The 22,721-nt window shown below is 49.9% G+C and carries 20 protein-coding genes; 8 read left to right on the top strand and 12 right to left on the bottom strand.

Annotation, left to right across the window (positions count from 1 at the left end):
- Window positions 1-29: 29 nt before the first annotated feature.
- The 12 genes from ftsA to mraZ all read right to left on the bottom strand — a co-directional run bounded on the left by ftsA (window position 30) and on the right by mraZ (window position 15,183).
- Window positions 30-1,439: a cell division protein FtsA gene (gene ftsA / locus F0L74_RS30920; protein ID WP_149841742.1), complete on the bottom strand. Its 1,410-nt coding sequence runs from the start codon at window positions 1,437-1,439 to the stop codon at window positions 30-32.
- Window positions 1,436-2,476 (bottom strand): cell division protein FtsQ/DivIB, encoded by a 1,041-nt coding sequence (locus tag F0L74_RS30915; protein ID WP_149841741.1) that lies wholly within the window; start codon window positions 2,474-2,476, stop codon window positions 1,436-1,438. Before F0L74_RS30915 ends, ftsA begins: the two co-directional genes overlap by 4 nt.
- A gap of 96 nt (window positions 2,477-2,572) precedes the next feature.
- On the bottom strand, window positions 2,573-3,949 hold the full coding sequence (gene murC / locus F0L74_RS30910) for a UDP-N-acetylmuramate--L-alanine ligase (RefSeq protein ID WP_149841740.1): 1,377 nt from the start codon (window positions 3,947-3,949) through the stop codon (window positions 2,573-2,575).
- A gap of 77 nt (window positions 3,950-4,026) precedes the next feature.
- Complete coding sequence (gene murG, locus F0L74_RS30905; RefSeq protein WP_149841739.1) at window positions 4,027-5,121, bottom strand: undecaprenyldiphospho-muramoylpentapeptide beta-N-acetylglucosaminyltransferase; 1,095 nt, start codon at window positions 5,119-5,121, stop codon at window positions 4,027-4,029.
- A 144-nt stretch (window positions 5,122-5,265) separates the two neighbouring features.
- A complete protein-coding gene (locus tag F0L74_RS30900) occupies window positions 5,266-6,486 on the bottom strand; it encodes an FtsW/RodA/SpoVE family cell cycle protein (RefSeq protein WP_149841738.1) in 1,221 nt (406 codons plus the stop codon).
- A gap of 77 nt (window positions 6,487-6,563) precedes the next feature.
- The gene (gene murD / locus F0L74_RS30895) at window positions 6,564-7,967 is read right to left on the bottom strand and encodes a UDP-N-acetylmuramoyl-L-alanine--D-glutamate ligase (RefSeq protein ID WP_246197873.1); all 1,404 of its coding nucleotides are present in this window, start codon (window positions 7,965-7,967) and stop codon (window positions 6,564-6,566) included.
- Window positions 7,968-7,970: 3 nt separating this feature from the next.
- On the bottom strand, window positions 7,971-9,221 hold the full coding sequence (mraY, locus tag F0L74_RS30890) for a phospho-N-acetylmuramoyl-pentapeptide-transferase (RefSeq protein ID WP_149841737.1): 1,251 nt from the start codon (window positions 9,219-9,221) through the stop codon (window positions 7,971-7,973).
- Window positions 9,222-9,291: 70 nt separating this feature from the next.
- Window positions 9,292-10,758: a UDP-N-acetylmuramoyl-L-alanyl-D-glutamate--2,6-diaminopimelate ligase gene (locus tag F0L74_RS30885; protein ID WP_149841736.1), complete on the bottom strand. Its 1,467-nt coding sequence runs from the start codon at window positions 10,756-10,758 to the stop codon at window positions 9,292-9,294.
- A complete protein-coding gene (locus tag F0L74_RS30880; protein ID WP_149841735.1) occupies window positions 10,758-12,863 on the bottom strand; it encodes a penicillin-binding protein in 2,106 nt (701 codons plus the stop codon). The genes F0L74_RS30885 and F0L74_RS30880 overlap by 1 nt, the downstream gene beginning before the upstream one ends.
- A gap of 77 nt (window positions 12,864-12,940) precedes the next feature.
- Window positions 12,941-13,318: an FtsL-like putative cell division protein gene (locus F0L74_RS30875; protein WP_246197871.1), complete on the bottom strand. Its 378-nt coding sequence runs from the start codon at window positions 13,316-13,318 to the stop codon at window positions 12,941-12,943.
- 95 nt (window positions 13,319-13,413) lie between these two features.
- Entirely contained in the window at window positions 13,414-14,316 is a 903-nt protein-coding gene (gene rsmH / locus F0L74_RS30870) for a 16S rRNA (cytosine(1402)-N(4))-methyltransferase RsmH (RefSeq protein ID WP_149841734.1), read from the bottom strand.
- Between the two features lie 159 nt (window positions 14,317-14,475).
- On the bottom strand, window positions 14,476-15,183 hold the full coding sequence (gene mraZ, locus F0L74_RS33950) for a division/cell wall cluster transcriptional repressor MraZ (RefSeq protein WP_246197869.1): 708 nt from the start codon (window positions 15,181-15,183) through the stop codon (window positions 14,476-14,478).
- A 914-nt stretch (window positions 15,184-16,097) separates the two neighbouring features.
- Here mraZ and F0L74_RS30860 point away from each other — a divergent pair.
- The 8 genes from F0L74_RS30860 (at window position 16,098) to F0L74_RS30825 (ending at window position 22,629) form a co-directional block, all read left to right on the top strand.
- Entirely contained in the window at window positions 16,098-17,054 is a 957-nt protein-coding gene (locus F0L74_RS30860; protein WP_149841733.1) for an outer membrane protein assembly factor BamD, read from the top strand.
- Complete coding sequence (locus F0L74_RS30855; protein WP_149841732.1) at window positions 17,023-17,364, top strand: DNA-directed RNA polymerase subunit omega; 342 nt, start codon at window positions 17,023-17,025, stop codon at window positions 17,362-17,364. Before F0L74_RS30860 ends, F0L74_RS30855 begins: the two co-directional genes overlap by 32 nt.
- 181 nt (window positions 17,365-17,545) lie before the next feature.
- The gene (gene coaBC / locus F0L74_RS30850) at window positions 17,546-18,766 is read left to right on the top strand and encodes a bifunctional phosphopantothenoylcysteine decarboxylase/phosphopantothenate--cysteine ligase CoaBC (RefSeq protein WP_149841731.1); all 1,221 of its coding nucleotides are present in this window, start codon (window positions 17,546-17,548) and stop codon (window positions 18,764-18,766) included.
- Window positions 18,756-19,706: a type IX secretion system protein PorD gene (gene porD, locus F0L74_RS30845; protein ID WP_149841730.1), complete on the top strand. Its 951-nt coding sequence runs from the start codon at window positions 18,756-18,758 to the stop codon at window positions 19,704-19,706. The genes coaBC and porD overlap by 11 nt, the downstream gene beginning before the upstream one ends.
- A gap of 82 nt (window positions 19,707-19,788) precedes the next feature.
- Complete coding sequence (locus F0L74_RS30840; protein ID WP_149841729.1) at window positions 19,789-20,385, top strand: DUF4296 domain-containing protein; 597 nt, start codon at window positions 19,789-19,791, stop codon at window positions 20,383-20,385.
- The gene (locus tag F0L74_RS30835; protein WP_149841728.1) at window positions 20,378-21,073 is read left to right on the top strand and encodes a CoA transferase subunit A; all 696 of its coding nucleotides are present in this window, start codon (window positions 20,378-20,380) and stop codon (window positions 21,071-21,073) included. The genes F0L74_RS30840 and F0L74_RS30835 overlap by 8 nt, the downstream gene beginning before the upstream one ends.
- Before the next feature lie 136 nt (window positions 21,074-21,209).
- Window positions 21,210-21,866, top strand: a complete 657-nt coding sequence (locus tag F0L74_RS30830; protein ID WP_149841727.1) for a 3-oxoacid CoA-transferase subunit B — start codon at window positions 21,210-21,212, stop codon at window positions 21,864-21,866.
- A gap of 253 nt (window positions 21,867-22,119) precedes the next feature.
- A complete protein-coding gene (locus F0L74_RS30825) occupies window positions 22,120-22,629 on the top strand; it encodes a hypothetical protein (protein ID WP_149841726.1) in 510 nt (169 codons plus the stop codon).
- The last annotated feature ends 92 nt before the right edge of the window (window positions 22,630-22,721 follow it).

The raw sequence follows: 22,721 nt of genomic DNA, 5'->3' as shown, positions 1-22,721 counted from the left end.
AGTATTAAAGGCCGCAATAAACGCGCCACTTATAGTTTCGCATCTTCTTCTTCCGTAAACATATCTATGATCTTTGTCTTCATCCTGTCCAGGAATGTTTTCAAAGATGCGTTTCTTTCCTGCGCTTTCCTTTGCTGTACGGCGGCCGGATCCGGCTGCTGCTCCTCTTCTTCCTCCTGCACCCAGTCTGCGGCCTGTTGTGCCGCCGCTTTCTCTTTCGCCAGGAAGCTGGTATTGATCTTTACATATTTCTCTTCCAGCGCCCTGCGGTCGTTCTCGTAATCATTGTATCCCTTCAGGATCAGGCCTACGCAGGTGGCGTACATGGGTTTGGTCAGTTCGTCAATATGCCCGCTGGCCAGGTGCTCGTTCGGGTAACCGATACGGGCATTTACGCCGGTGGTATATTCCGTAAGCTGGATCAGGTGTTTCAGCTGGGAGCCTCCGCCGGTAAGGATAATACCGCCGTTCAGCATCTTGCTGTCCATCCCTATCTGTTTCAGGTGGTACACCACAAAGTCCAGGATCTCGCTCATACGCGCCTGTATGATATGCGCCAGGTTCTTTACGGAGATCTCCTTGGGGTTCTGTCCGCGCAGGCCGGGGATGGTGATGTAGGCATTGCTCTTGGCTTCATCCGCCAGGGCATAACCAAACTGCACCTTCATTTGTTCCGCCTGTGTTTTCAGTACGCCCAGGCCATTCTTGATATCATTCGTGATGTTCTCCCCGCCATAAGGGATCACCGCCGTATGTTTCAGGATGCCTTCGTAAAACACCGCCAGGTCCGTGGTACCACCGCCTATATCTACGATGGCCACGCCGGCTTCAAAATCCAGATCGCACATAACGGCGGCGGCAGAAGCCAGGGGCTGCAGCACCAGGTCATGGATGCGCAGGCCGGATTTTTCCACGCTGCGGTTAATGTTCCGGATGGCGTTTTTGTCACCCGTAATGATGTGGAAATTAGCGCCCACCTTCACGCCAGACATCCCAATAGGGTAGGTGATGTTCTGCAGGCTGTCCACAATGTATTGCTGCGGTATCACGTCAATGATCTGGTCACTGGCGGGTATCACCGTTTTGTACTGATCGTTGATCAGCTGTTCAATGTCTTTCTGGGAGATCTCAGCGTCCGTATCGCTACGTACAATGTCTCCGCGGGTCTGCAAACTTTTTATATGATGACCGGCAATGCCTACGTATACCTCGTTTATCTCCAGGTTGGGATTAGAGGCGATACAGTTTTCCAGCGCCTGCCGTATGGCCTTGATAGTTTGGTCGATGTTCAGCACCATGCCGTGCTGTACACCAAAAGATGGGGCTTTACCGAATCCCAGGATTTCCAGTTTCCCGTATTCATTCTTCCGTCCTGCAATGGCAGCGATCTTCGTAGTTCCTATATCAAGGCCTACAATGATGGGAGCTTCCTGATTCATGGCGTTCTATGTTTTTTTGTTGTGTTTACTGATCTTTCCGCTGGTTTATAAACCGCCTTCGGTGTCCGTTGCGGTTTTTTGTCCTGCGGTTTTGCTGTTTGTTTCTTTGCTACAGGCTTTACGTCTTTTTTCGGAGCCGGTTTCGCCGCCGGCTTTTCCGTTCTTTTATCAGTATGGGAAGGCGTTTCCTTTGCGGGATTAGCCACTACTGCTGTATCGCCTGTTCCCGCCATATCCACATCCACACTGTCAATATGCGGTGGAATGGGTTTTGGCGGGGGAGTACCATCTTTACGGGTACATACTACCTCATTTTCAAACGCCACGTTAATGCGGGTATAGTTGTTCCAGCCTACCCGGCTCAAACCCTCTTTGTAAAAGGCCATCAGCTTGCCAAACTTCTTCTCTATATCTACGCCTTCTCCAAAGTCTATGATATGATCACCCAGTTTGGGCGTGATCTCGAACTTACGGTCGCCGGTGATGTTCACCTGTTCTACCTGCGCCATCCAGAAAGGATCGCTCAGTACGTAACGGCTCAGATCCACGATCCCGGCAGTCAGCGCACTATCTGCCTGCTGCAGCTGCGGCGCGTCTGTAGGAAACCCTGTAAATACCGGCACCCGGGCGGTATAACGCTCGGATACCGGTATACGATCACGGTCTGCATCCAGGTAAAAGCTGTTGCCGGTAACGGTAAATACCCGTGCCACCGGTTCCCGCTGTGTTACCTTAATGTTCAAACGGTGCTGGTTATCAATGAACAGGTCTGCCTGCTTAACCCAGGGATCCTGCGCCACCATCTGCTCCAGGCCGGCCATATTGATGGCGCTTACTGGCTTGCCTATGGGGTTCAGGTCCTTGTTCCTGGCTATCAGCGCTTTGATATCTTTTTCTCCAATGAAGAAATTATCATCGCTGCCGGATAGTTTTACCACGATGCCGTTGCAGGGGGCTGTCTCCTTAAAATTGGAGGCAGATACCACCAGTATCACAAAGCCCGTCAGTACCGCCATCCACAAAATCGCGGTTCCCATACGTTTTAATGCTTTGCGGGTACGTGGCTGCACTGTCCTTGTTTTTAATCTGTTATCAATAGCTGAAAGTAGCCCTGCGGACTGTCTTTCAGTGTTTTATTCTGCTGTTGTTACTTTCTTTCCTTCCAGGATGGTCCTGGCAGGTTCCTTCATCAGGTCTATATCGCCTGCGCCGGCGGTGATGAAGAGAGGGGCGCTGTTGCCCTTGAGCCAGTCCAGCACTTCTTCCTGCTGCAGGATCCGCACGGGCTTATCCTTGATCTTGCCGGCTATCAGCTCGCTGGTCACCCCTTCAATGGGCAGCTCGCGGGCCGGGTAAATAGGCAGCAGGATCACCTCATCTGCCAGGGCCAGGCTTTCCGCAAACCCATCCGCCAGATCGCGGGTGCGGCTATACAGGTGCGGCTGAAATACTACGGTGCACTGTTTATCCGGGAACAGGTTACGGGCGCTGCTGATCAGCGCGCGCAGCTCTTCCGGGTGATGCGCATAGTCATCTATAAACACCTGGTAATCATTGTTGATCACATATTCGAACCGGCGGCGTATGCCTTTAAAATCTGCCACAGCTGCTTTGATGGCCTCCTCGCTGATGCCCAGCAGCTGCGCCACGGTAATGGCGGCCACGCTGTTCTCTATATTATGCAGGCCGCCAATAGGCAGCGTTACATTATCCAGGCGCCAGTTCTGCTGCACTACATCGTACTGGTAACCACCCTGTTGTATGCGGATATTAGCAGCATACGCGTTGGCGGTAAAACTTTGCAGGCTGTAAGTGAGCTGATTGCTGCCCTGCAGGTCTGCCGCGCGTTGCAGGCCCTCTCTCGCTATTAACGTGCCGTTAGGCTTAATATTCTTTGTGTACTGGATAAAGGCCTCCTGCATGTCCTGCTCTGTGCCGTAAATATCCAGGTGGTCCGGGTCCATGGCGGTCAGCACGGCTATATCCGGGCTTAATTTCAGGAAAGAGCGGTCATATTCATCTGCCTCTATCACTGCCACACGTTTATCGCTGCTCCAGAAATTACGGTCGTAGTTTACGCTGATGCCACCCAGGAAGGCATTACATCCATAACCGCTGTGCCGCAGGATATGCGCTATCATGGTGGAGATGGTAGTTTTTCCATGGGTGCCGGCCACCGTAATGGCAAACAGCTCGCGGGTGATCTCCTGCAGCACATCGCTGCGTTTTACCACTTCATATCCTTTTTCGCGGTACCATTTCAGCTCTGTGTGCAGGGCGGGAATGGCCGGCGTATACACCACCAGGCTGGCCTGCGGGTCTAGCAGGTTTATATCGTCCGTGTAATGGATCTGCATACCTTCTGCTTCCAGCTGACGGGTGAGCACAGTGGAGGTGCGGTCGTAACCGCTCACCGTTACACCATTTTCATTAAAATACCGGGCAATAGCGCTCATGCCTATGCCGCCAATCCCAATGAAATAAACCCTTTGTATGTTGTTCAGATCCATTTTCCCAAGTAAAAAGTCAAAAAGTAAAAATTAAAAACTGCCATCTGCCTCCATCTGCCAATCTGCACATTTGCACATCAACCCATCAGTTTCACCACTTCCTTCGCTATCACCATATCCGCATTGCTATTGCCCAGCTTCTCTATATTCTGCTCCAGCTGGTCAATAAGCGCTTTATTCTGCAGCAGGCTAAAGAGGGTAGTGCCCAGCTCTTTACCTACTTCGCTGTCTTTGATCAGCAGGCCGGCTTTTTTACTTACCAGGGCCTGTGCGTTAAAGGTCTGGTGGTCTTCTGCCGCATAAGGGTAGGGCACAAAGATCACCGGCTTCTTTACCAGGCATTCTTCCGCAATGGTCATGGCGCCCGCGCGGGAGATCACCACATCTGAGGCTTTGTAGGCAAAGTCCATCAGGTTGATGAAATCAAACACCTTCACATGCGAAGCATAAGGAACGGCAGCGGCTTTGGCGGTATCATGATACAGCTTGCCGGTTTGCCAGATCAGCTGCACATCCTTTTCCACGAACTGCGGCAGTATATTACGCAGGGCTTCGCTGATGGATTTAGCCCCCAGGCTGCCCCCAAAGGCAAATACCGTTTTCTTTCCGTCCTGCAGGCCAAAATGCATCAACGCTTCCTGGCGGGTCACCGCAGATTGTGTGATACTGCTTCTTACCGGGTTACCGGTAAGGATCAGCTTATCGGAGGGGAAAAACTTTTCCATGCCATCATAAGCCACACAGATCCTGTTGGCCCGCCGGCCCAATTGCTTGTTGGCTTTGCCCGCAAAGGAATTCTGCTCCTGTATCAGGGTGGGGATGCCTTTACGTTGCGCTTTCCACAACATAGGGAAGCTGGCGTAACCACCAACGCCAACCACTGCATTGGGTTGGAAGCGTTTGATTATACTGCTTGCCTGATTTAAACTTTTGATGATCTTAAAAGGCAGCGTCAGGTTTTTGAGCATATTGCTGCGGTTAAAGGCCGCAATATCCAGTCCCTCTATCTTATATCCCGCTTGCGGCACCTTCTCCATCTCCATCTTACCCCTGGCTCCCACAAACAGGATCTCGATCTCCGGCGCTATCTTCTTCAACGCATTGGCAATGGCTATCGCCGGGAAGATATGTCCTCCGGTACCGCCACCTGCTATGATCACTTTATGCTGCATTGAAGTAAAAAATTATAAGTAAAAAATTAAAACCTATCGTTGTTTGCATGCGCTGCTATTATATTTTCAATCATCACATTACCCTATCATCCGCTGCATTTTCATTAGCACATTAGCACATTAGCATATTTGCACATCAGCACATTATTCCTCCTCTTCTTCCTCTTCCTCCTCATCACCATAATATTCACCCGCCGCCATGGCTTTTGCGATCCTTTCCTTTTCTGCCTGTTTACCTTCCATCTCTTCCACGTTACGGGCCACGCTTAGTATAATACCAATGGCAAGACTGGTAAAGATCACAGAAGAGCCGCCCATACTTACCATGGGCAGCGTAACGCCGGTAACCGGGAACACGCCCACGTTTACCGCCATATTGGTCAGGGCCTGTATGACCAGTGTTACGCTGAGCCCCACCGCCAGGAATGCGCCAAATGCGTAGGGGCATTTCCGGTAGATGCGGATACATCGCAACAGCAGGATCATGTATGCCGTCAGGATCAAAAAGGCGCCAAAGATACCATACTCTTCTATAATTGTTGCGAATATATAGTCAGAATAAGCGTGCGGCAGAAAATTCCGCTGCGTGCTATTGCCCGGACCCTTGCCCAGCAAGCCTCCGCCGGCAATGGCGATATTAGCCTGCTGCACCTGGTAAGGCGTTTCTGCATCATCCTTATTGAAGAAATGCTCGATCCTTTTGCCCCAGGTTTCCGTACGCATCTTGAATCCAAAGATCTGCGCTAACATAATGATCAGCAGTATCGTAGCCAGGCTCAGGACCACCATAGAGACCAGGAATTTCACCGGCACACGGCCAATAAAACACAGGATCATACAGCTGGCGCCCAGCAGCAGGGCCGTACTCATATTGGCCGGCATGATCAGCACACAGATAACGCCTACCGGTATAATAATGGGCAGGAACCCCTTCTTCAGATCGTTGATCACGTGCTGTTTCTTGGACAGCTGCCGGCTTACATACATGAAGATGGCCAGTTTGGCCACATCCGATGTCTGGAACGTAAGGTTGATGATAGGCAGCCTTATCCAGCGGCTGGCCTCATTTATATGGGAACCAAACGCCAGCGTGTATACCAGCAGGGGTATGGAGATCAGGAACCCAATCTGCGCCACCCGGGAATAGATAGTGTAATTCACCCGGTGGGCAAAGTAGATGATCAGCAAGCCCAGTACCAATACCATCAGCTGTTTCAGCAGGTAATACTCCGTATGGCCGCCCCTTTCCCTATAGGCAAGCGACCCCGTAGCGCTATACACCGCTAATAAGCTCACCACTGACAGGAAGATCACGATCGTCCATATCACTTTGTCACCTTTGGTCCTATATAGAAAGTCACTCATAATTCATGTTTGATCATAATGCTGATTCATCGCCGCATTTCGTTTGCACATCAGCATATCAGCATATCTGCACATTATCACAGTTCCCGCACGGCTTCCTTAAACTGCTTGCCCCTGTCTTCATAATTCTTAAACAGGTCAAAGCTGGCGCAGGCAGGGGAGAGCAATACCACATCTCCTTTAGTGGCCAGTTTAAAGGCTTCCTGTACGGCGTCTTTCATGGCGCTGGTATTCACCATGTTGGGCGTAAAGGCGGTCAGCGCATCCTGTATAGGCTGGTTATCCACGCCCAGACAAACAATGCCTTTTACTTTTTCCTTTACCAGGTCCTGGATGGCGGTATAATCATTGCCTTTATCTACGCCGCCCATGATCAGGATCACCGGCTGCTCCATACTTTCCAGCGCAAACCACAGGGAGTTTACATTGGTAGCTTTGCTGTCATTGATAAAGTCTACGCCGCGCACGGTGGTCACATACTCCATCCGGTGCTCCAGGCTTTTGAAAGAGGTGAGGCTTTCGCGTATCTTCTCTTTCCGTATGTCCATGGTCTTTCCCGCTATTCCCGCTGCCATTGAGTTATATAAGTTATGTTTGCCTTTAAGGGCAAGGTCATAGATCGACACAATCACCGGATCATCATTTAATTGGATATTCAACTGATCGTTTGCTATAAATCCGCCTTCTTTCTTCAATGGTTCCATGATAGTAAATGGTATTGATGTTGAATAAATAGTTTGCTTGCTTAAATGGCTCATGATCTCCGGATCGTCCATGCAGTAGATGAAATAATCCTCTTTTGTCTGGTTCATCGCGATCCGGAACTTGGAAGCCACATAGTTTTCCATCTTGTAATCATAACGGTCCAGGTGATCCGGCGTTATGTTCAACAGGATGGCTACATCCGGTTTGAAGCTTGTAATATCGTCCAGCTGAAAACTGCTTACCTCAATGATGTAATACTCCGCCGGCGCTGTAGCTACCTGCCGGGCATAACTGATGCCGATGTTGCCCACCATAGCGGCATTAAGACCGGCCGTTTTAAAGATGTGGTAGGTAAGGGCGGTGGTAGTGCTTTTACCGTTGCTGCCGGTAATGGCAATGATCCTGGCGTCCTTGCTGAACCGGTAGGCCAGTTCGATCTCAGAGATCACCGGTACTTGCTTTTCCCGCACCTTCTTCATCAGGTCTGATTTTTCCGGGATGCCAGGGCTTTTTACGATCTCGTCTGCGCCCAGGATCTTATCCCAGGAGTGGTGGCCTTCTTCAAAGGAAATATTATTTACGGCCAGCTCCTGCCGGTAAATGTCTTTGATCACACCCCCGTCAGACACAAACACATCGTACCCCTGCTGTTTTGCCAGCAAGGCCGCGCCTATCCCGCTTTCGCCGGCGCCCAGTACTACCAGGCTGCGTTTGACGGGAAATCCGCCTGCGCTGGCAGCCGGAGCTAATGCGTCATATGTAATGTTCGTTCTCAATGCTTATCTCATTTTCAAGGTAGCGATGGCGAATACAGCGCACATAATGGCTACGATCCAGAAGCGCACCGCTATTTTACTTTCATGATATCCCAGTTTCTGGTAGTGATGGTGCAGGGGCGACATCTTAAAGATGCGGCGGCCTTCGCCATACTTCTTTTTGGTATACTTAAAGTAGCTCACCTGTATCACCACGCTCAGGTTCTCTACCAGGAACACGCCGCAGAAGATGGGGATCAGCAGCTCCTTACGCACGATGATGGCCAGGGAGGCAATAATACCGCCCAGCGCCAGACTGCCCGTATCGCCCATGAACACCTGCGCGGGGTATACATTGTACCAGAGGAAACCTACACAGGCTCCTACAAAGGCGGCAATAAAGATGGACAGCTCGCCCAGATTGGGGATGTACATGATATTCAGGTACTCCGCAAACTGTATGTTACCAGATACATAGGCAAACACGCCTAAACAGATGCCTATGACCGCCGATACCCCCGTGGCTAATCCATCCAGACCATCCGTGAGGTTGGCGCCGTTAGATACTGCCGTGATAATGATGATCACGATCAGTATATAAAGGATATAAGTGAATTTCTCCGCGCCCGGTATCCAGGATAACAGCTTGGAGTAATTGAACTCGTGCGTTTTTACAAAGGGAATGGTGGTGATAGGCGTTTTTACATCCACAAAACGGTGCCCGTCCTTGGTGGTACGTTCTGTTTCCTTGATCACCCTTTCATAGGGCGCCAGCGGTTTAGCGCCAATGATCTCGCGGGAGATCACCACGTTATCGTTAAAATAAAGGGTAGTGCCTACGATCAGGCCCAGGCCTACCTGGCCCAGCACCTTGAATTTACCGGCCAGTCCTTCCTTATTCTTTTTGAATACCTTGATATAGTCATCCACAAAACCGATGATACCCAGCCAGATGGTGCACAGCAGTATCAGCAGGATGTATACGTTCATTACCCGGGCAAACAGCAGGGTAGGGATCAGGATAGCGGATAGTATGATCAACCCGCCCATGGTAGGCGTGCCTTTTTTCGTGTTCTCTCCCTGTAAGCCTAATTCGCGGATCACCTCGCCAATCTGTTTGCGCTGCAGGTAGCGCACAATACGCTTACCCAGCAGCAGCGATATCACCAGGGATAACAGCAGCGCCATGGTCACGCGGAAGGTGATGTACTGGAACATCCCGGTGCCGCTGAGATTGAATTCGCTTTTCAGGTAGTTAAATAAATAATATAGCATAAGTTAGTTAGTCCTCGTTCATTCAGCATTTAACATGGGTCTGGCCATGGTATGTATAAACCCGTAAGGTTTACTTCTCCATGAGCCGCATCATTTCCAGCAGCACACTTTTATCGTCGAAGGGATGTTTTACCCCTTTGATTTCTTGATATTTCTCGTGCCCTTTACCGGCCACCAGGATAATATCTTCCGGGTTGGCCAGGCTCATGGCGGTTTTGATAGCTTCTTTACGGTCCACGATCGACAGCACCTTTTTACGCTGGTGTACCGGTACGCCGGCTTCCATTTCATGGATGATGTCTGCCGGGTCTTCGGAACGCGGGTTATCAGAAGTAAAGATCACCCGGTCGCTGTGTTCTGTGGCCGCCTGCGCCATTACCGGACGTTTGGCCCGGTCGCGGTCACCGCCACAGCCTACTACGGTGATCACCTGTTCATTGCCTTTGCGCAGGTTTTTGATAGTGGCCAGCACATTCAGCAGGGCATCCGGCGTATGGGCATAGTCTATAATACCCATGATACGCTGGCGGTCGCTCAGCACATAATCAAACCGGCCTTCTGCGCCCTGCAGGTTACTGAGCGCCTGCAACAGCTTTTGTTTATCCTGGTCCAGCAGGATGCCGGCGCCATACACAGCCAGCAGGTTATAGGCGTTGAACTCGCCGATCAGGCGGAAATGCACTTCCTGTTCGGCTACCTGCATGATCAGGCCTGTAAGATTGTTCTCCAGGATCTTGCCTTTAAAGTCCGCCATACTGCGCAGGCTATAGGTGGCTTTACGGGCTTTGGTGTTCTGGAGCATTACATTGCCGCGCTTATCGTCAATATTGGTCAGGGCAAACGCGGTATTGGGCAGCCCGTCAAAGAAGGCTTTCTTTACCCGTATGTACTCATCAAAGGTCTTGTGATAATCCAGGTGGTCATGGGTGATATTGCTGAAGATGCCGCCGGCAAACTTCAACCCCGCTATCCGTTGCTGGTGGATGGCGTGGGAGCTCACTTCCATAAAGGCATAGTCGCAATCCTGTTTTACCATATCCGCCAGCAGCGCGTTCAGGCTAATGGCGTCCGGCGTGGTATGAGTGGCAGGTACGATGGTATCGCCTATCTGGTTCTGTACGGTGGAGAGCAGCCCGCATTTATACCCCAGCTGGGTAAACAGGCGGAACAGCAGGGTAGCAATGGTGGTTTTACCATTGGTACCGGTAACGCCCACCAGCTGCAGCTCGCGGGAGGGGTGTTTGTAGAAATTATCTGCCATAATACCGCAGGCGGCAGTGCTGTCGTTTACCTGTACAAAACATACCTGTTCCGGCAGTTCGTCCGGCAGGGTTTCGCAGATCACGGCGGTAGCGCCGGACTCAATGGCTTTGGCAATGTAGCTATGCCCATCTGTATGCACGCCCCTTACGGCAATAAAAGCATCGCCCGGCTGTACGGCCCGGGAGTCAATGCGTAGAGCGTTCACAGAAATATCATTATTTCCGTGAACGGCCAGCATGCCAACATTGTATAGTATATCTCTTAACACTTGCATTAGCTCAATTCTATTACGATCTTCTGATCCCTCGCGATCCTTGTACCACCGGGTATGGATTGGGAGGTTACCTTGCCCGCGCCCCTGATCTCTACCCGCAGGCCGGCGTTTTCCAGCAGGTACAGCGCATCCTTCAACCCCATGCCCGTTACATCCGGTACTGCGCCTTTTACCTGTTTCACAGGATCCAGCTCTACCTTTTGCTGCTCGTTTACGGTGGCGCTTACCCAGTTGGTGCTGGTTACGTCGCCTTCCCAGGGCAGTTTCAGGGTGGTGAGGATCTGTTTCAGTTCCGTGCCTTTGCCGTTTTTGAGGCCCAGCAGGGAATCTATCTTCACCCGGGTTTTCAGCGGCTGTTGTTTTTCTATGGCGATGGCGTACAGTTTATCCGCTACTTCGCGGAACACCGGGCCTGCTACAGAAGCGCCGTAAAACCGCGGTGCATGCGGTTTGTTCTTGATCACCACCACGCAGGTATACTGCGGATCATTGGCCGGAAAATAACCGGCAAATGAGGATTGGTAGATCTTGTCTGCATAACCCCTTTTACCATTGGCTACCAGCGCGGTGCCGGTTTTGCCTGCAAAGGAGTAATAGGGGGTATACAGTTTTTTTGCGGTGCCTTCCAGGACTACGCCTTCCAGCATCCGCTTCACCTGGCGCAGCGTGCTCTGGGAGCAGATGCTGTCCATCACGGTCACGGGCTCAAACTGTTTCACTACTTCGCCGTATTCCATGATGTTGTTCACCAGGTAGGGCTTCATCATTTTACCGTTGTTCGCTACTGCGTTATACAGCATGCAGGTCTGCAACGGGCTGATGAGCACTTCATATCCAAAAGCCATCCAGGGCAGGGTAGTAGCGCTCCAGGTTTTGGAAGCGGTGGTCTTTATCACCGGCTGTCCTTCCCCTTCAATATCGATGCTGGTACGTTTATCCAGCTGCAGTCTCTTCAGGTGCGCTACAAAGCTGTTGGGCTGTTTACTGTAATATTGATAGGCCAGTTTGGCCATCCCCACATTAGAGCTCAGCTCAAAGGCCTGTTTAATGGTCACATTGGTACGGTGGTGCGGTTCGGAGTCGTATACCGTTCTGCGCCCAACCTGCCAGCGGCCGTAATTCAGGTCTACCATGCCGTTCATGGTAGTGTACTTATCTTCCAGCACGGCGATCACGGTGGCCAGTTTAAAGGTGGATCCCGGTTCACCTACCTGCAAGGCGTAGTTCATGTTCTCCCAGTAGCTGCCATCCGGCTGCCGGCCCAGGTTTGCAATCGCTTTGATCTTGCCGGTCTTTACCTCCATGAGTACGCAGGCGCCGTGCTCCGCTTCGTTCTCCACCATCATGTTCATCAGGGCGGTTTCCACTATATCCTGCATATTCACGTCTATTGTGGTGTGTACGTCGCGGCCGTTCTCCGGCTCAATATCATATCCTTCTACGGGTACATAGGTGCCGCCAGCTATACGGCGCATCAGCCTTTTACCGGTTACCCCTTTCAGGTAACTATCGTAGGTACGTTCTAATCCTACATTCTGCGCATTCTCCCTGGAGAGGCCGATGGTCCTGTTGGCCAGCAGCTTAAAGGGATTAATGCGTTTGTTCCTGGTTTCCGCTATCATTCCCCCTTTGTTGGCGCCCAGGCGGAACATGGGGAAATTGCGTATTTGCTGGAACTGGTTAAAAGGCACATTACGTTTCAGCAGAAAGTAACGGTCCTTACTTTTATAGCCTTCCCGCAGCAGCTGTTTGTATTCGCCCGCGGTGCGGTCGCCAAACAGGGTGGAGAGGGCGTCTGACAGGGAATCCAGGTTCTCCTTGAATATCTGTCCGTTTTTATCGCGCAGGCCATCGGCTGCAAAATCGATCCTTACATCAAAATACGGGATGGAGGTAGAGAGCATGCGCCCTTCCTCCGAATAAATGGTACCTCTTTCAGCATCCAGGGATACATAGCTGGTATGCAGGCTATCGGCCATGCTGCGCCAGTAGTTGCCGTCTACATTTTGCAGGATGAACACCTTAGCCAGTATTACCAAACCAAACAGCACCATGCCGATAAAGCACAGGTAAACACGCCAGAGTATATCTTTTTTTACTTCCAAATTCTGTGTATGGTTAGGGCCTTTTTGCAGGCCGCTTTGTTTACATGTCGTGAAGGAGTTTGTACGGGTGAATTTTCCTATTCGTCCTCCTTTTTCTTTATTTCGATCTTCTGCGGTGGATTGTTCAGGGATTTAAGCCCCAGGGGCTCCACGGCTTTGCTCACTTCGCTCATTTTGCTACGGAACATCAGCTCACTTTTCACATTCAGGTATTCCCAGCGCAGTTCTTTGATCTCTTTGCCCAATTTATTGATGCGGCGGATCTTCTTCTCTGCCAGGTGGCTGTTGGCGATGTACACCAGCGCCAGCAGGCTTAGGAACAGGATAAAGGGCATATTGGCGACCAGTGCGCGGTAGTTGATGCGTAAGCGCCATTCCCGTTTCTGGCCGGTTGTTTCCTCTGGCGCCGGTTCCTGTATTTCCTCCTGTTCAATATCTGCTATCTCTTCCTTCATAATCTAACTCATGTACTAATGTACTAATGTGCTAATATGCTGATTGGCTGTGCTGATCTGCTGCTGCTATTAAAACGGTTCAGTATAGCGGCACATTATCCAATTTTCTCTGCTACTCTTAATTTGGCGCTTCTTGATCTCGTGTTCTGCTTCAACTCTGCAGCGCCGGCAACTATTGGTTTTTTGGTAATCAATTGGAAGGTCTTAGGGGGAGTGTCGGTGGTGAAAGCGTACGTATTGTCCTGGATCTCGAATTGTCCGGTTTTCATGAAATTCTTCACCAGCCGGTCTTCCAGTGAATGGAAGGTGATCATGGCCAGCCTTCCCCCTGGTTTTAATACCTGGGCCGATTGTTCTAACAGCTCTTTCAATGCGCCCAGCTCATCGTTCACTACTATCCGCAGCGCCTGGAACACCTGTGCCAGGTATTTCTGGGGATTGCCTTTTACGATGGGCTGTATCATGGACTTGAATTCGCCGATGGTGCGCAGCGGGTTTGTTTTGCGTTGCTGCACAATGGTTTTAGCCAAGGTGCGGGCATTGGTCACTTCCCCGTAATCCTGGAACAGCAAGTGTAGCCGTTGTTCAGAATAGGTTTGCAGCACTTGTGATGCGGTGAGGGGGGCGCGTTGGTCCATGCGCATGTCCATGTTACCTTCAAAACGGGTGCTGAAGCCTCTTTCTGCAGTATCAAACTGGTAGCTGGAAACGCCCAGGTCTGCCAGTATGCCGTCTACTTCTGTTGCTTTATGCAGTTTCAGGAAACGTTGCAGGTGGCGGAAATTCTGTTGCACAAAGGTGACGCGCTCATCTTCTATGCGGTTGCGGTAGGCGTCTTCATCCTGGTCAAAGACCAGCAGCCGGCCATTTTCGCCCAGGTGGGAGAGGATGGCGCGGGAGTGCCCGCCGCCGCCAAAGGTGGCGTCTACATATGTGCCGTCAGGGCGGATCTGCAGGTTGTCAATCACTTCCTGCAGCAGTACGGGCAAATGATACATAGTCAATTACTAATTACTAATTACTAATTACGAATGATGAAGGCAGCAGCTTATGGGAAACGCGTTACAATTGCTGATCATGCGATTACAAATCATGATGGGCCATTGATAGAAAAGTGGCTCCGGTCCCATTTGTAATTCGTAATCAGTAGTTACTAATTACTCCATGTTTCCTGTCATCACCTGTTGCGCCAGATCACTGAAGGCCCCTGGTGAGAAATTTTCAAAGAACTCCTGGTACTTACTTATATCCCAGATCTCTATTTTGTTAGTGGCCGCAGCCAATACAATGTCCTTTTCCAGTGAGGCATATGCCATCAGGTTTTTGGGGATCAGCAACCGCCCCGCACTATCCAGCTCCAAAATGGTGGCGCCGTTCAGGAAATAGCGGCGGAATTCCCTAACTTTCGGATCAAAATCATTCAACTTGCTGATACGCTCAAAAATGGGCTGCCATTCATTCATGGGATACAAGGTCAAACACTTTTCAAACCCTCTGTTCAGTACAAACTGTTCCCCGGCGCCGTCTGCTAACTGCTTTTTAAATCCAGCAGGTAGTAAAAAGCGCCCTTTTGCATCCAGCGTAGCCTCATATTCTCCAAGAAAACCTGTCATACAGTGGGGCGAAAGACCTTGAAATCCATTTCTAACACAAAATAACACTTTTTCCCACTTTTTAACGAAAAAATGAATTGTAAATTTTTTCCACAGGGATAGACTGCCTAAAATATTGGCGCTAAGTGGATTTATGCCCATTTTGATGTGGATAGTGATGAGTGAAATGTGGATAACCTGTGAATAGTGTGTGTTTCTTGGTGGATAAGGGGTAGGGCGGTTCTCCACCGCTTTTTCACGCCTGATATTCACATGACCCCTTTATAGCCTGCTCATCAGGCAACTATAGCCGATTCGTTGTATTGACAAAGTCTGATTATGCTCCCCTGGCAGGGGGATTTAGTCATGCCCGTGGATCATCCTGGGGTAGGCCGGCGGTTGTGCGTACTGAAGAATTGGATCAACCATTGATGCTGCATACATATAGTATAGATGAAGCATAGATAAAGCATATCTTATAAGGAATACCTTATCTATGCTTTATCCTACTTGTAACGTAGTGTGGGAGTGGGATTGGGGATGATGGTCTAGTCCTGATATAGGTTTACACTGTTGTCAGAAGATCCTGTTTTAGGTTTACAGCAGGCTTTTTTAGTCCTGGTACGGGGTTACGGGGCGAGGACCGGCCTGTTTTGGGGTGCCGGTAATTTCCCGGTGGCTGTCTGGGTCTATAGCGGGGGCGTAAACGGGATTCGGGTGAGGGCTTTTAGGGAAAAGCGGAGGATAATCGGCTGTTTTGTGACCATAGGGATCTCCGGTTAGCCGGATACGGGTTCAGAAAACCCACTATAGCAGCCAGTTTCCCGGATTTCTCCCACATTTCTCCACTTCCTGTGATCAGGTAGTCCTTTTACGCGATCAGTTTTCCCATTGTGCCCCGGTTTGCCTGCATCCGGTCTCCTGTGCGCCCCATCGGCCTGTACTTTCCGCTGCCCTCAGCGCCCCGTCAGCCAATCTTGCTGGCTGCATCCGGATCCTCATAAACCCTTACCCGCCTGCATTCCAGTCTGCCTGCCGTCGCCGCGCCAACCTGCCCACCCACCCCCATCCGCCTTCCCTTCACCGCCCGCTACGGCCCGTCCCATCTCATTTTTGCAAAATTTTAACAACGGCCAATATCCCCGCGCCTTACATTTACATTTAATTCTTAACTTTGCCCTTCTTTTATGCGCAAAATTTTTATATATCTTACTCTTTTTACACTGGTAGTAGCCACTTCGTGCAATATGGAATTGCGCCGGATCGAGAAAAGCAAAGACTTCTCGAAGAAGCTGGCTTATGCCGATAAACTCTACAAAAAGAAGAAATATACCCAGGCACAGCTCCTGTATGAGGAACTGTTCCCCGTATATAAAGGCACTGATAAGTTTGAACCTATCTATTACAACTACGCTTACTGTTCTTACTATGTAAAGGATTATGTGCAGGCCGCCTTCCACTTCAAGAATTACCTGGACGCGTTCCCTAACAGCCCGCATGCTACTGAAGTAGATTATATGCAGGCCTATTGTTATTATAAACAGTCGCCCAAGGTGAACCTGGACCAGACCAATACGGTAAAGGCCATTTCTGCCATGCAGACATACATCAACAGTTATCCCACCTCAGATAAGGTAGCGGAAGCCAACCTGGTGATTGAGCTGTGCCGCCGTAAGCTGGAGAAAAAGGAATATAACAGCGCAGAGCTGTATTATAACCTGGGATATTATAAGTCCGCCGCTATTGCCTTTAAAGGGCTGCAGCGCAATTACCCGGATTCCGATAAAAGCGACGAATACAAGCTCATGGCCATCAAAGCCTATTTTAATTATGCCAAGAACAGCATCATTGAAAGGCAGAAAGAGCGCTATGAAGAGGTGGTAACAGAATATATGGACTTTGCAGATCACTATCCTTCCAGTAAGATCAAGCCTGACGCGGAGCATTATTATGCCCTGGCGCAGACCAATATCAAAACGCTGGACAGCGAAACTGCCAAGATCGAAAAAGAGCGCGCCCGCCGCGCCGCCAGGCAGAAGAACGACATAAATAACATGCTGAATACAAACAGCACGATCAATAATAGCTTTCAAAACACTAACAAACCTTCCAATGAGCAAAATAAAGAGAAGTCTAACCAGTAGTCTCAATCCCTGGGTAGAAACAAAAAGTACCACAGAGATCAAAAGCAAAACAGGCAATTTATATGAATCAATTGCCGTTATTGCTAAGCGCGCCAACCAGATCAACATATCTGTGAAGGAAGAGTTGCATTCCAAACTGGAAGAATTTGCCAGCCATACGGATAATCTGGAAGAAGTGCACGAGAACAAAGAGCAGATCGAGATCTCCCGCTTCTATGAGAGGATGGCTAATCCGGCTATCCAGGCTACAGCAGAATTCCTGGAAGATAAGATCTACTTCCGCAGGAATGATGATGATCTGTACAGTTGAGTTTATAACTGGCAGTTGGCAGCATAATAACAGCAGGCAATCCGGTAACGGGTGGCTGTTGTATAACCTGCGGACTGTTAACAGTTAACGATATGAAAAGCGGCAGGAACAATTTTTTTCTGCCGCTTTTGTTTTGTAGCTTGCTGTTCCGGCCCGTTGGCAGTTTGCAAACCATACAAAGATGTTACAAGGAAAAAAGATCCTATTAGGCGTATCCGGTAGTATTGCTGCTTACAAAGCGGCCACCATTATCCGCCTGCTGATAAAGGAAGGCGCCCAGGTAAAAGTAGTGATGACCGCTGCCGCCTGTGATTTTATCACTCCCCTCACCCTCTCTACATTATCCAAAGAGCAAGTACTGATATCCATCAATGATCAAAACAGCTGGAATAATCATGTGATGCTGGGCCGCTGGGCCGATGTGATGCTGGTAGCGCCGGCATCCGCCAATACCCTGGCTAAAATGGCCCATGGTCAGTGCGATAACCTGTTACTGGCCGTATACCTCTCCGCAACCTGTCCGGTGGTATTTGCGCCTGCTATGGATGAAGATATGTGGCACCATCCCGCCACCCGCAGTAATATAGAAAAGCTATTGTTATATGGTCATCGCCAGATACCTGTTGAAAACGGGGAGCTGGCCAGCGGCCTGTTTGGCGAAGGGCGTATGGCAGAGCCGGAGCATATTGTGGCTTACCTGCGTCAGTTCTTTGGCAGTCAGCAGAATGTAATGCCCGCACCGCAGCCTTTAAAGGGCAAGCTGGCGCTGGTAACGGCAGGGCCTACCGTAGAGCCTATTGACCCGGTGCGTTTTATCAGCAACCACTCCAGCGGCAAAATGGGTATTGCCGTTGCCGATGCGCTGGCAGCCGCCGGCGCCTCCGTAAAACTGGTGCTGGGGCCTACCCGGTATACTCCTTCGGATCCGGCGGTAGAAACCATACATGTACGTACCGCCGCGGAGATGTTCAGCAGCTGTATTGCTAATTACCCTATGTCGGATATTGTGGTGATGGCCGCCGCCGTAGCGGATTACCGGCCCAAGACCATGGAAGATAAAAAGATCAAGAAAGGCGATGAAGGCATGACCCTGGAGCTGGAGAAAACGCATGATATCCTGCGTACCCTGGGTAATAATAAAGGCCAGGATCAGCTGCTGGTAGGCTTTTCCCTGGAGACCAACAACGAAAAGGAATACGCGCTCAAGAAACTGCGGGAAAAGCACCTGGACCTTATCGTCCTCAACTCCCTCAAGGATGAAGGCGCGGGCTTTAACCACGATACCAATAAGGTGACCCTGTTTGACCGCGACGGCAGGGAAACCCCGCTTCCGCTCAAATCCAAGCAGGAAGTGGCCAAAGACATTGTTTCGGCCATAATAGAACTGCAACATGAAAAATAGTCCCATATCCCGCCTTAGAAAAACCATGCGCTATGCCGGCATGCTTGCCTGTTGTCTGTTACTGACCACCGCTGCCGCCTTTGCCCAGGAAATACGGGCCAATGTAACGGTGGTAAGCAATGAGATCACCGGCGTAGACAAAAAGATCTTTACCACCCTGCAAACGGCTATGAAGGAGTTCCTGAATAACCGGCGCTGGTCTAACGACGCTTATACGGCCAGCGAACGTATTGAGTGCAATTTTATGCTGAATGTTAAGCAGCAGGTGGGTAACAACACTTATAATGCCACCCTTACCATACAAGCCACCCGGCCGGTATTTAACTCCAGTTACGTTAGCAGCCTGCTGAATACGCAGGATGTGAATGTGGCCTTTAAATACGTAGAGTTCCAGCCGCTGGAGTTCAGCGATAACCGTGTGGTGGCCAATGATCCGCTGGTATCTAACCTTACGGCTACACTGGCGTATTATGTATATATCATCCTGGGCCTGGATTATGATTCCTTCTCTCCCCGGGGCGGCGATCAGTTCTTTAAGAAAGCCGCCAACATTGTGACCAATGCCCCGGACGCCAAAGAGATCGCCGGCTGGAAGGCATTTGAAGGTAACCGCAACCGTTACTGGCTGCAGGATAATATCCTGAACTCCAAGTTCAGCCGTTTTCATGATGTGATGTACCAGTATCACCGCCAGGGGCTGGATGTGATGTATGAGGATATGAACAAAGGCCGCGCCGCTGTTATGAACAGCCTTAATATGCTGTATGCCATCCACCAGGATATTCCCAACTCCATGCTGCTGCAGGTGTTCTTTAACGCCAAATCAGAGGAGCTGCTGAAGGTCTTCTCCAAAGCGCCGCCGCAGGATAAGAGCCGCGCCGCGCAGATGATGGCGCAGATGGATATCACCAATGCCAACAAGTATCAACAGATGAAATAACAGCTGTTAGCGCTTAGCTCTTAGCTATTAGCGGTTAGCTGCTGGTTAAGGGCAATCGCAAACAGCTAACAGCTAATAGCTAATGACCAATTTACGAACCATAACGATCGTTTGCCTGCTGATGAGCGCCCTGGCCTGTGGCCAGGCAGATAAGGTGCCTGCCGATGTGATATCAAAAGAGAAGATGCGCGATGTGCTGATAGACATGAACCTGGCAGACTCCTACAGTTATGATATATCCCCCCTGCGAGGCATACCCTTACCGGACTCCGTACGCCAGCAGAAAGTAAAGGAATACTACCGGCAGATCCTGGACCTGCACCATTTTTCCGTAAAAGAATTCATGGCCAGCTGGAAATATTACGAAGCGCATCCCAACCGCCTCAAAGAAGTGTATGATATGATGCAGGCGGAAATAGCCCGGCAGCGCGTTGTATTGGATGGTCTGGAAAGGATGAAACAGTATGGAGTAGATCCCGGTATGTTTTTCCCATATCCCAAGAATACGGTACTTTCAAAAAAACAAGATACTATCCTGCCTTTCCTCAAGAGGAAACAAGACGCAGTAAAAACACGCACCCCAATTCCGCAGAATACCGTAAATTCAAAAAAACAAGATTCCATTTCGCCTTTGCTGAAAAGGAAACTAAACCCTGTAAAACCACCAAAACATGAATAAAGTAGTGGCTAACGCCGATGAGGCCCTGCATGATGTACCCGATGGCGCGGTATTGATGCTGGGCGGTTTTGGCTTAAGCGGTATTCCGGAGAATTGTATAAATGGCCTTGTCCGCCGGGGCGTTAAAGGGCTCACCTGTATTTCCAACAACGCCGGCGTAGATGATTTTGGATTGGGCCTGTTGTTAAAGACCCGTCAGATCAAAAAGATGTTATCCTCTTACGTGGGAGAGAACGCGGAGTTTGAACGGCAGCTGTTAAGCGGCGAGCTGGAAGTAGACCTGATCCCCCAGGGCACGCTGGCCACCCGCATCCAGATGGCGGGTATGGGCATACCGGCTTTTTTTACCCCAGCCGGTTATGGTACAGAGATAGCAGAAGGTAAGGAAACCCGCGAGTTCAATGGCAAGCAATACCTGATGGAGCTTGCCCTGCACGCGGATTTTGCTATTGTAAAAGCCTGGAAAGGCGATACCATGGGCAACCTGGTATTCCGTAAAACCACGCGCAATTTCAGTACTTCTATGGCTAAAGCAGGCCGTATCACGATAGCGGAAGTAGAGCAGCTGGTAGCGCCCGGAGAGCTGGACCCTGATCAGATACATGTACCGGGTATTTATGTGCACCGCATTTTCCAGGGAGTGGATTATGAGAAACGGATTGAAAGGAGAACAGTGAAGATGGGGTGATGATGTGCTGATGTGCAGATGTGCTGATGTGCTGATGGATTGGAGCGGATGGGGATGATGTGAATATGCGGATATTAAAGTAAATGAGCCGGCTGCCAGGCCTGGCGAATGTTTCACGTTAAATTCTTAGTTTTTTATGCCTTTAGATAAATACGGGATCGCAAAACGTATTGCACAGGAATTACAGGACGGTATGTATGTAAACCTGGGGATCGGTATTCCTACGCTGGTATCCAATTTTGTGCCGGCCGGGATTTCCATTATGCTGCAGTCAGAGAATGGCATGCTGGGCATGGGGCCTTACCCGGCAGATGAAGATATAGATCCTGATCTGATCAATGCGGGTAAAGAAACGGTAACGGTATTGCCTGGTGGCTGCTTTTTTGACTCTGCGGAAAGCTTTGGTATGATCCGCGCCGGTAAAGTGGATCTGACGGTGCTGGGGGCGATGGAAGTATCTGATAATGGTGATATTGCCAATTGGAAGATACCCGGCAAAATGGTGAAAGGCATGGGCGGGGCTATGGACCTGGTGGCTTCTGCGCAGAATATCATCGTGGCTATGATGCATACGAATCCTAAAGGGGAAAGCAAGCTGCTGACTCAATGTACGTTGCCGCTTACGGGCGTGCATTGTGTGAAAAAGATCGTAACGGAGCTGGCTGTACTGGATGTTACGCCAGCGGGTTTTAAGCTGGTGGAACGCGCACCTGGGATTAGTGTGGAGGAGATCAAGGCGAAGACGGCGGGGAGGTTGGTAGTGGAGGGGGAGATCCCGGAGATGAGGTTATAACATAGCATCACAGAGAACAGACAGGGACAGTCTGATATAAGTATTTGATCGAAAAGCCGATGGGGCATTAAAAAAACAAAACGTTTGTGTTGCTAATATTAGTATTCTATTTTTCGCTAAGTTGATGACCGGAATGCAACGTATATCCCTAGAGAATAAATAACCAAAATACACCTAGATGAAAACAAGATTATCCCTAACACTTTTAGCGATCGTAGGAATGTTTTACGGTTGTGGGCCGCAAATTAATAATATGAATGTTGCGGTTGACTCTGCCCAGATTGCCTCTATGACGCCTGATAGTACCAAAGCGATGGCCGCTTCAGTAGTAGAAACGCCAACCTCTTCCTGGCAATATAAGGAAGAAGAGGATAAAATGACCTCAAAGAAAATTTACGGCGCATATGTTAACGCCAAAGAGGAACTGCAGTTCGAATTCCCATATAACGGCGGATCCGTGGCTACTGTCTACCTGAGAAACCGGGATGGCAAGACCGATATTATATTGATGGTATCTAAGGGTCAGTTCGCCCATAGCATTGATGGCCAGGCCATACGAGTACGGTTTGACGACCAGCAACCAGGTACTTACAATTGCTCCACATCCTCAGATGGAGACTCAAAAGTGCTTTTTATCACTAATGTGTCGAAGTTCCTGAAGAACGCCAAGGCGGCGAATAAAATGATCATTGAGGCGGAGTTTTATAATGAAGGGTTGAGACAGATGGAGTTTGATATTGCCGGCCTCGAATGGACTCACTAAAAGTAATAGTCAAAGATATGCGCCCTTACGGATTTTAGAGACGCTAAGGTCAGCATTCGACGAAGTAAACAAACTTGAGGGGTGGATGACAA

Origin of the sequence: Chitinophaga agrisoli (assembly GCF_008386695.1) — a bacterium.
GTDB classification, from domain to species: domain Bacteria; phylum Bacteroidota; class Bacteroidia; order Chitinophagales; family Chitinophagaceae; genus Chitinophaga; species Chitinophaga agrisoli.
This window is presented reverse-complemented; position numbering and strand designations above follow the sequence as displayed.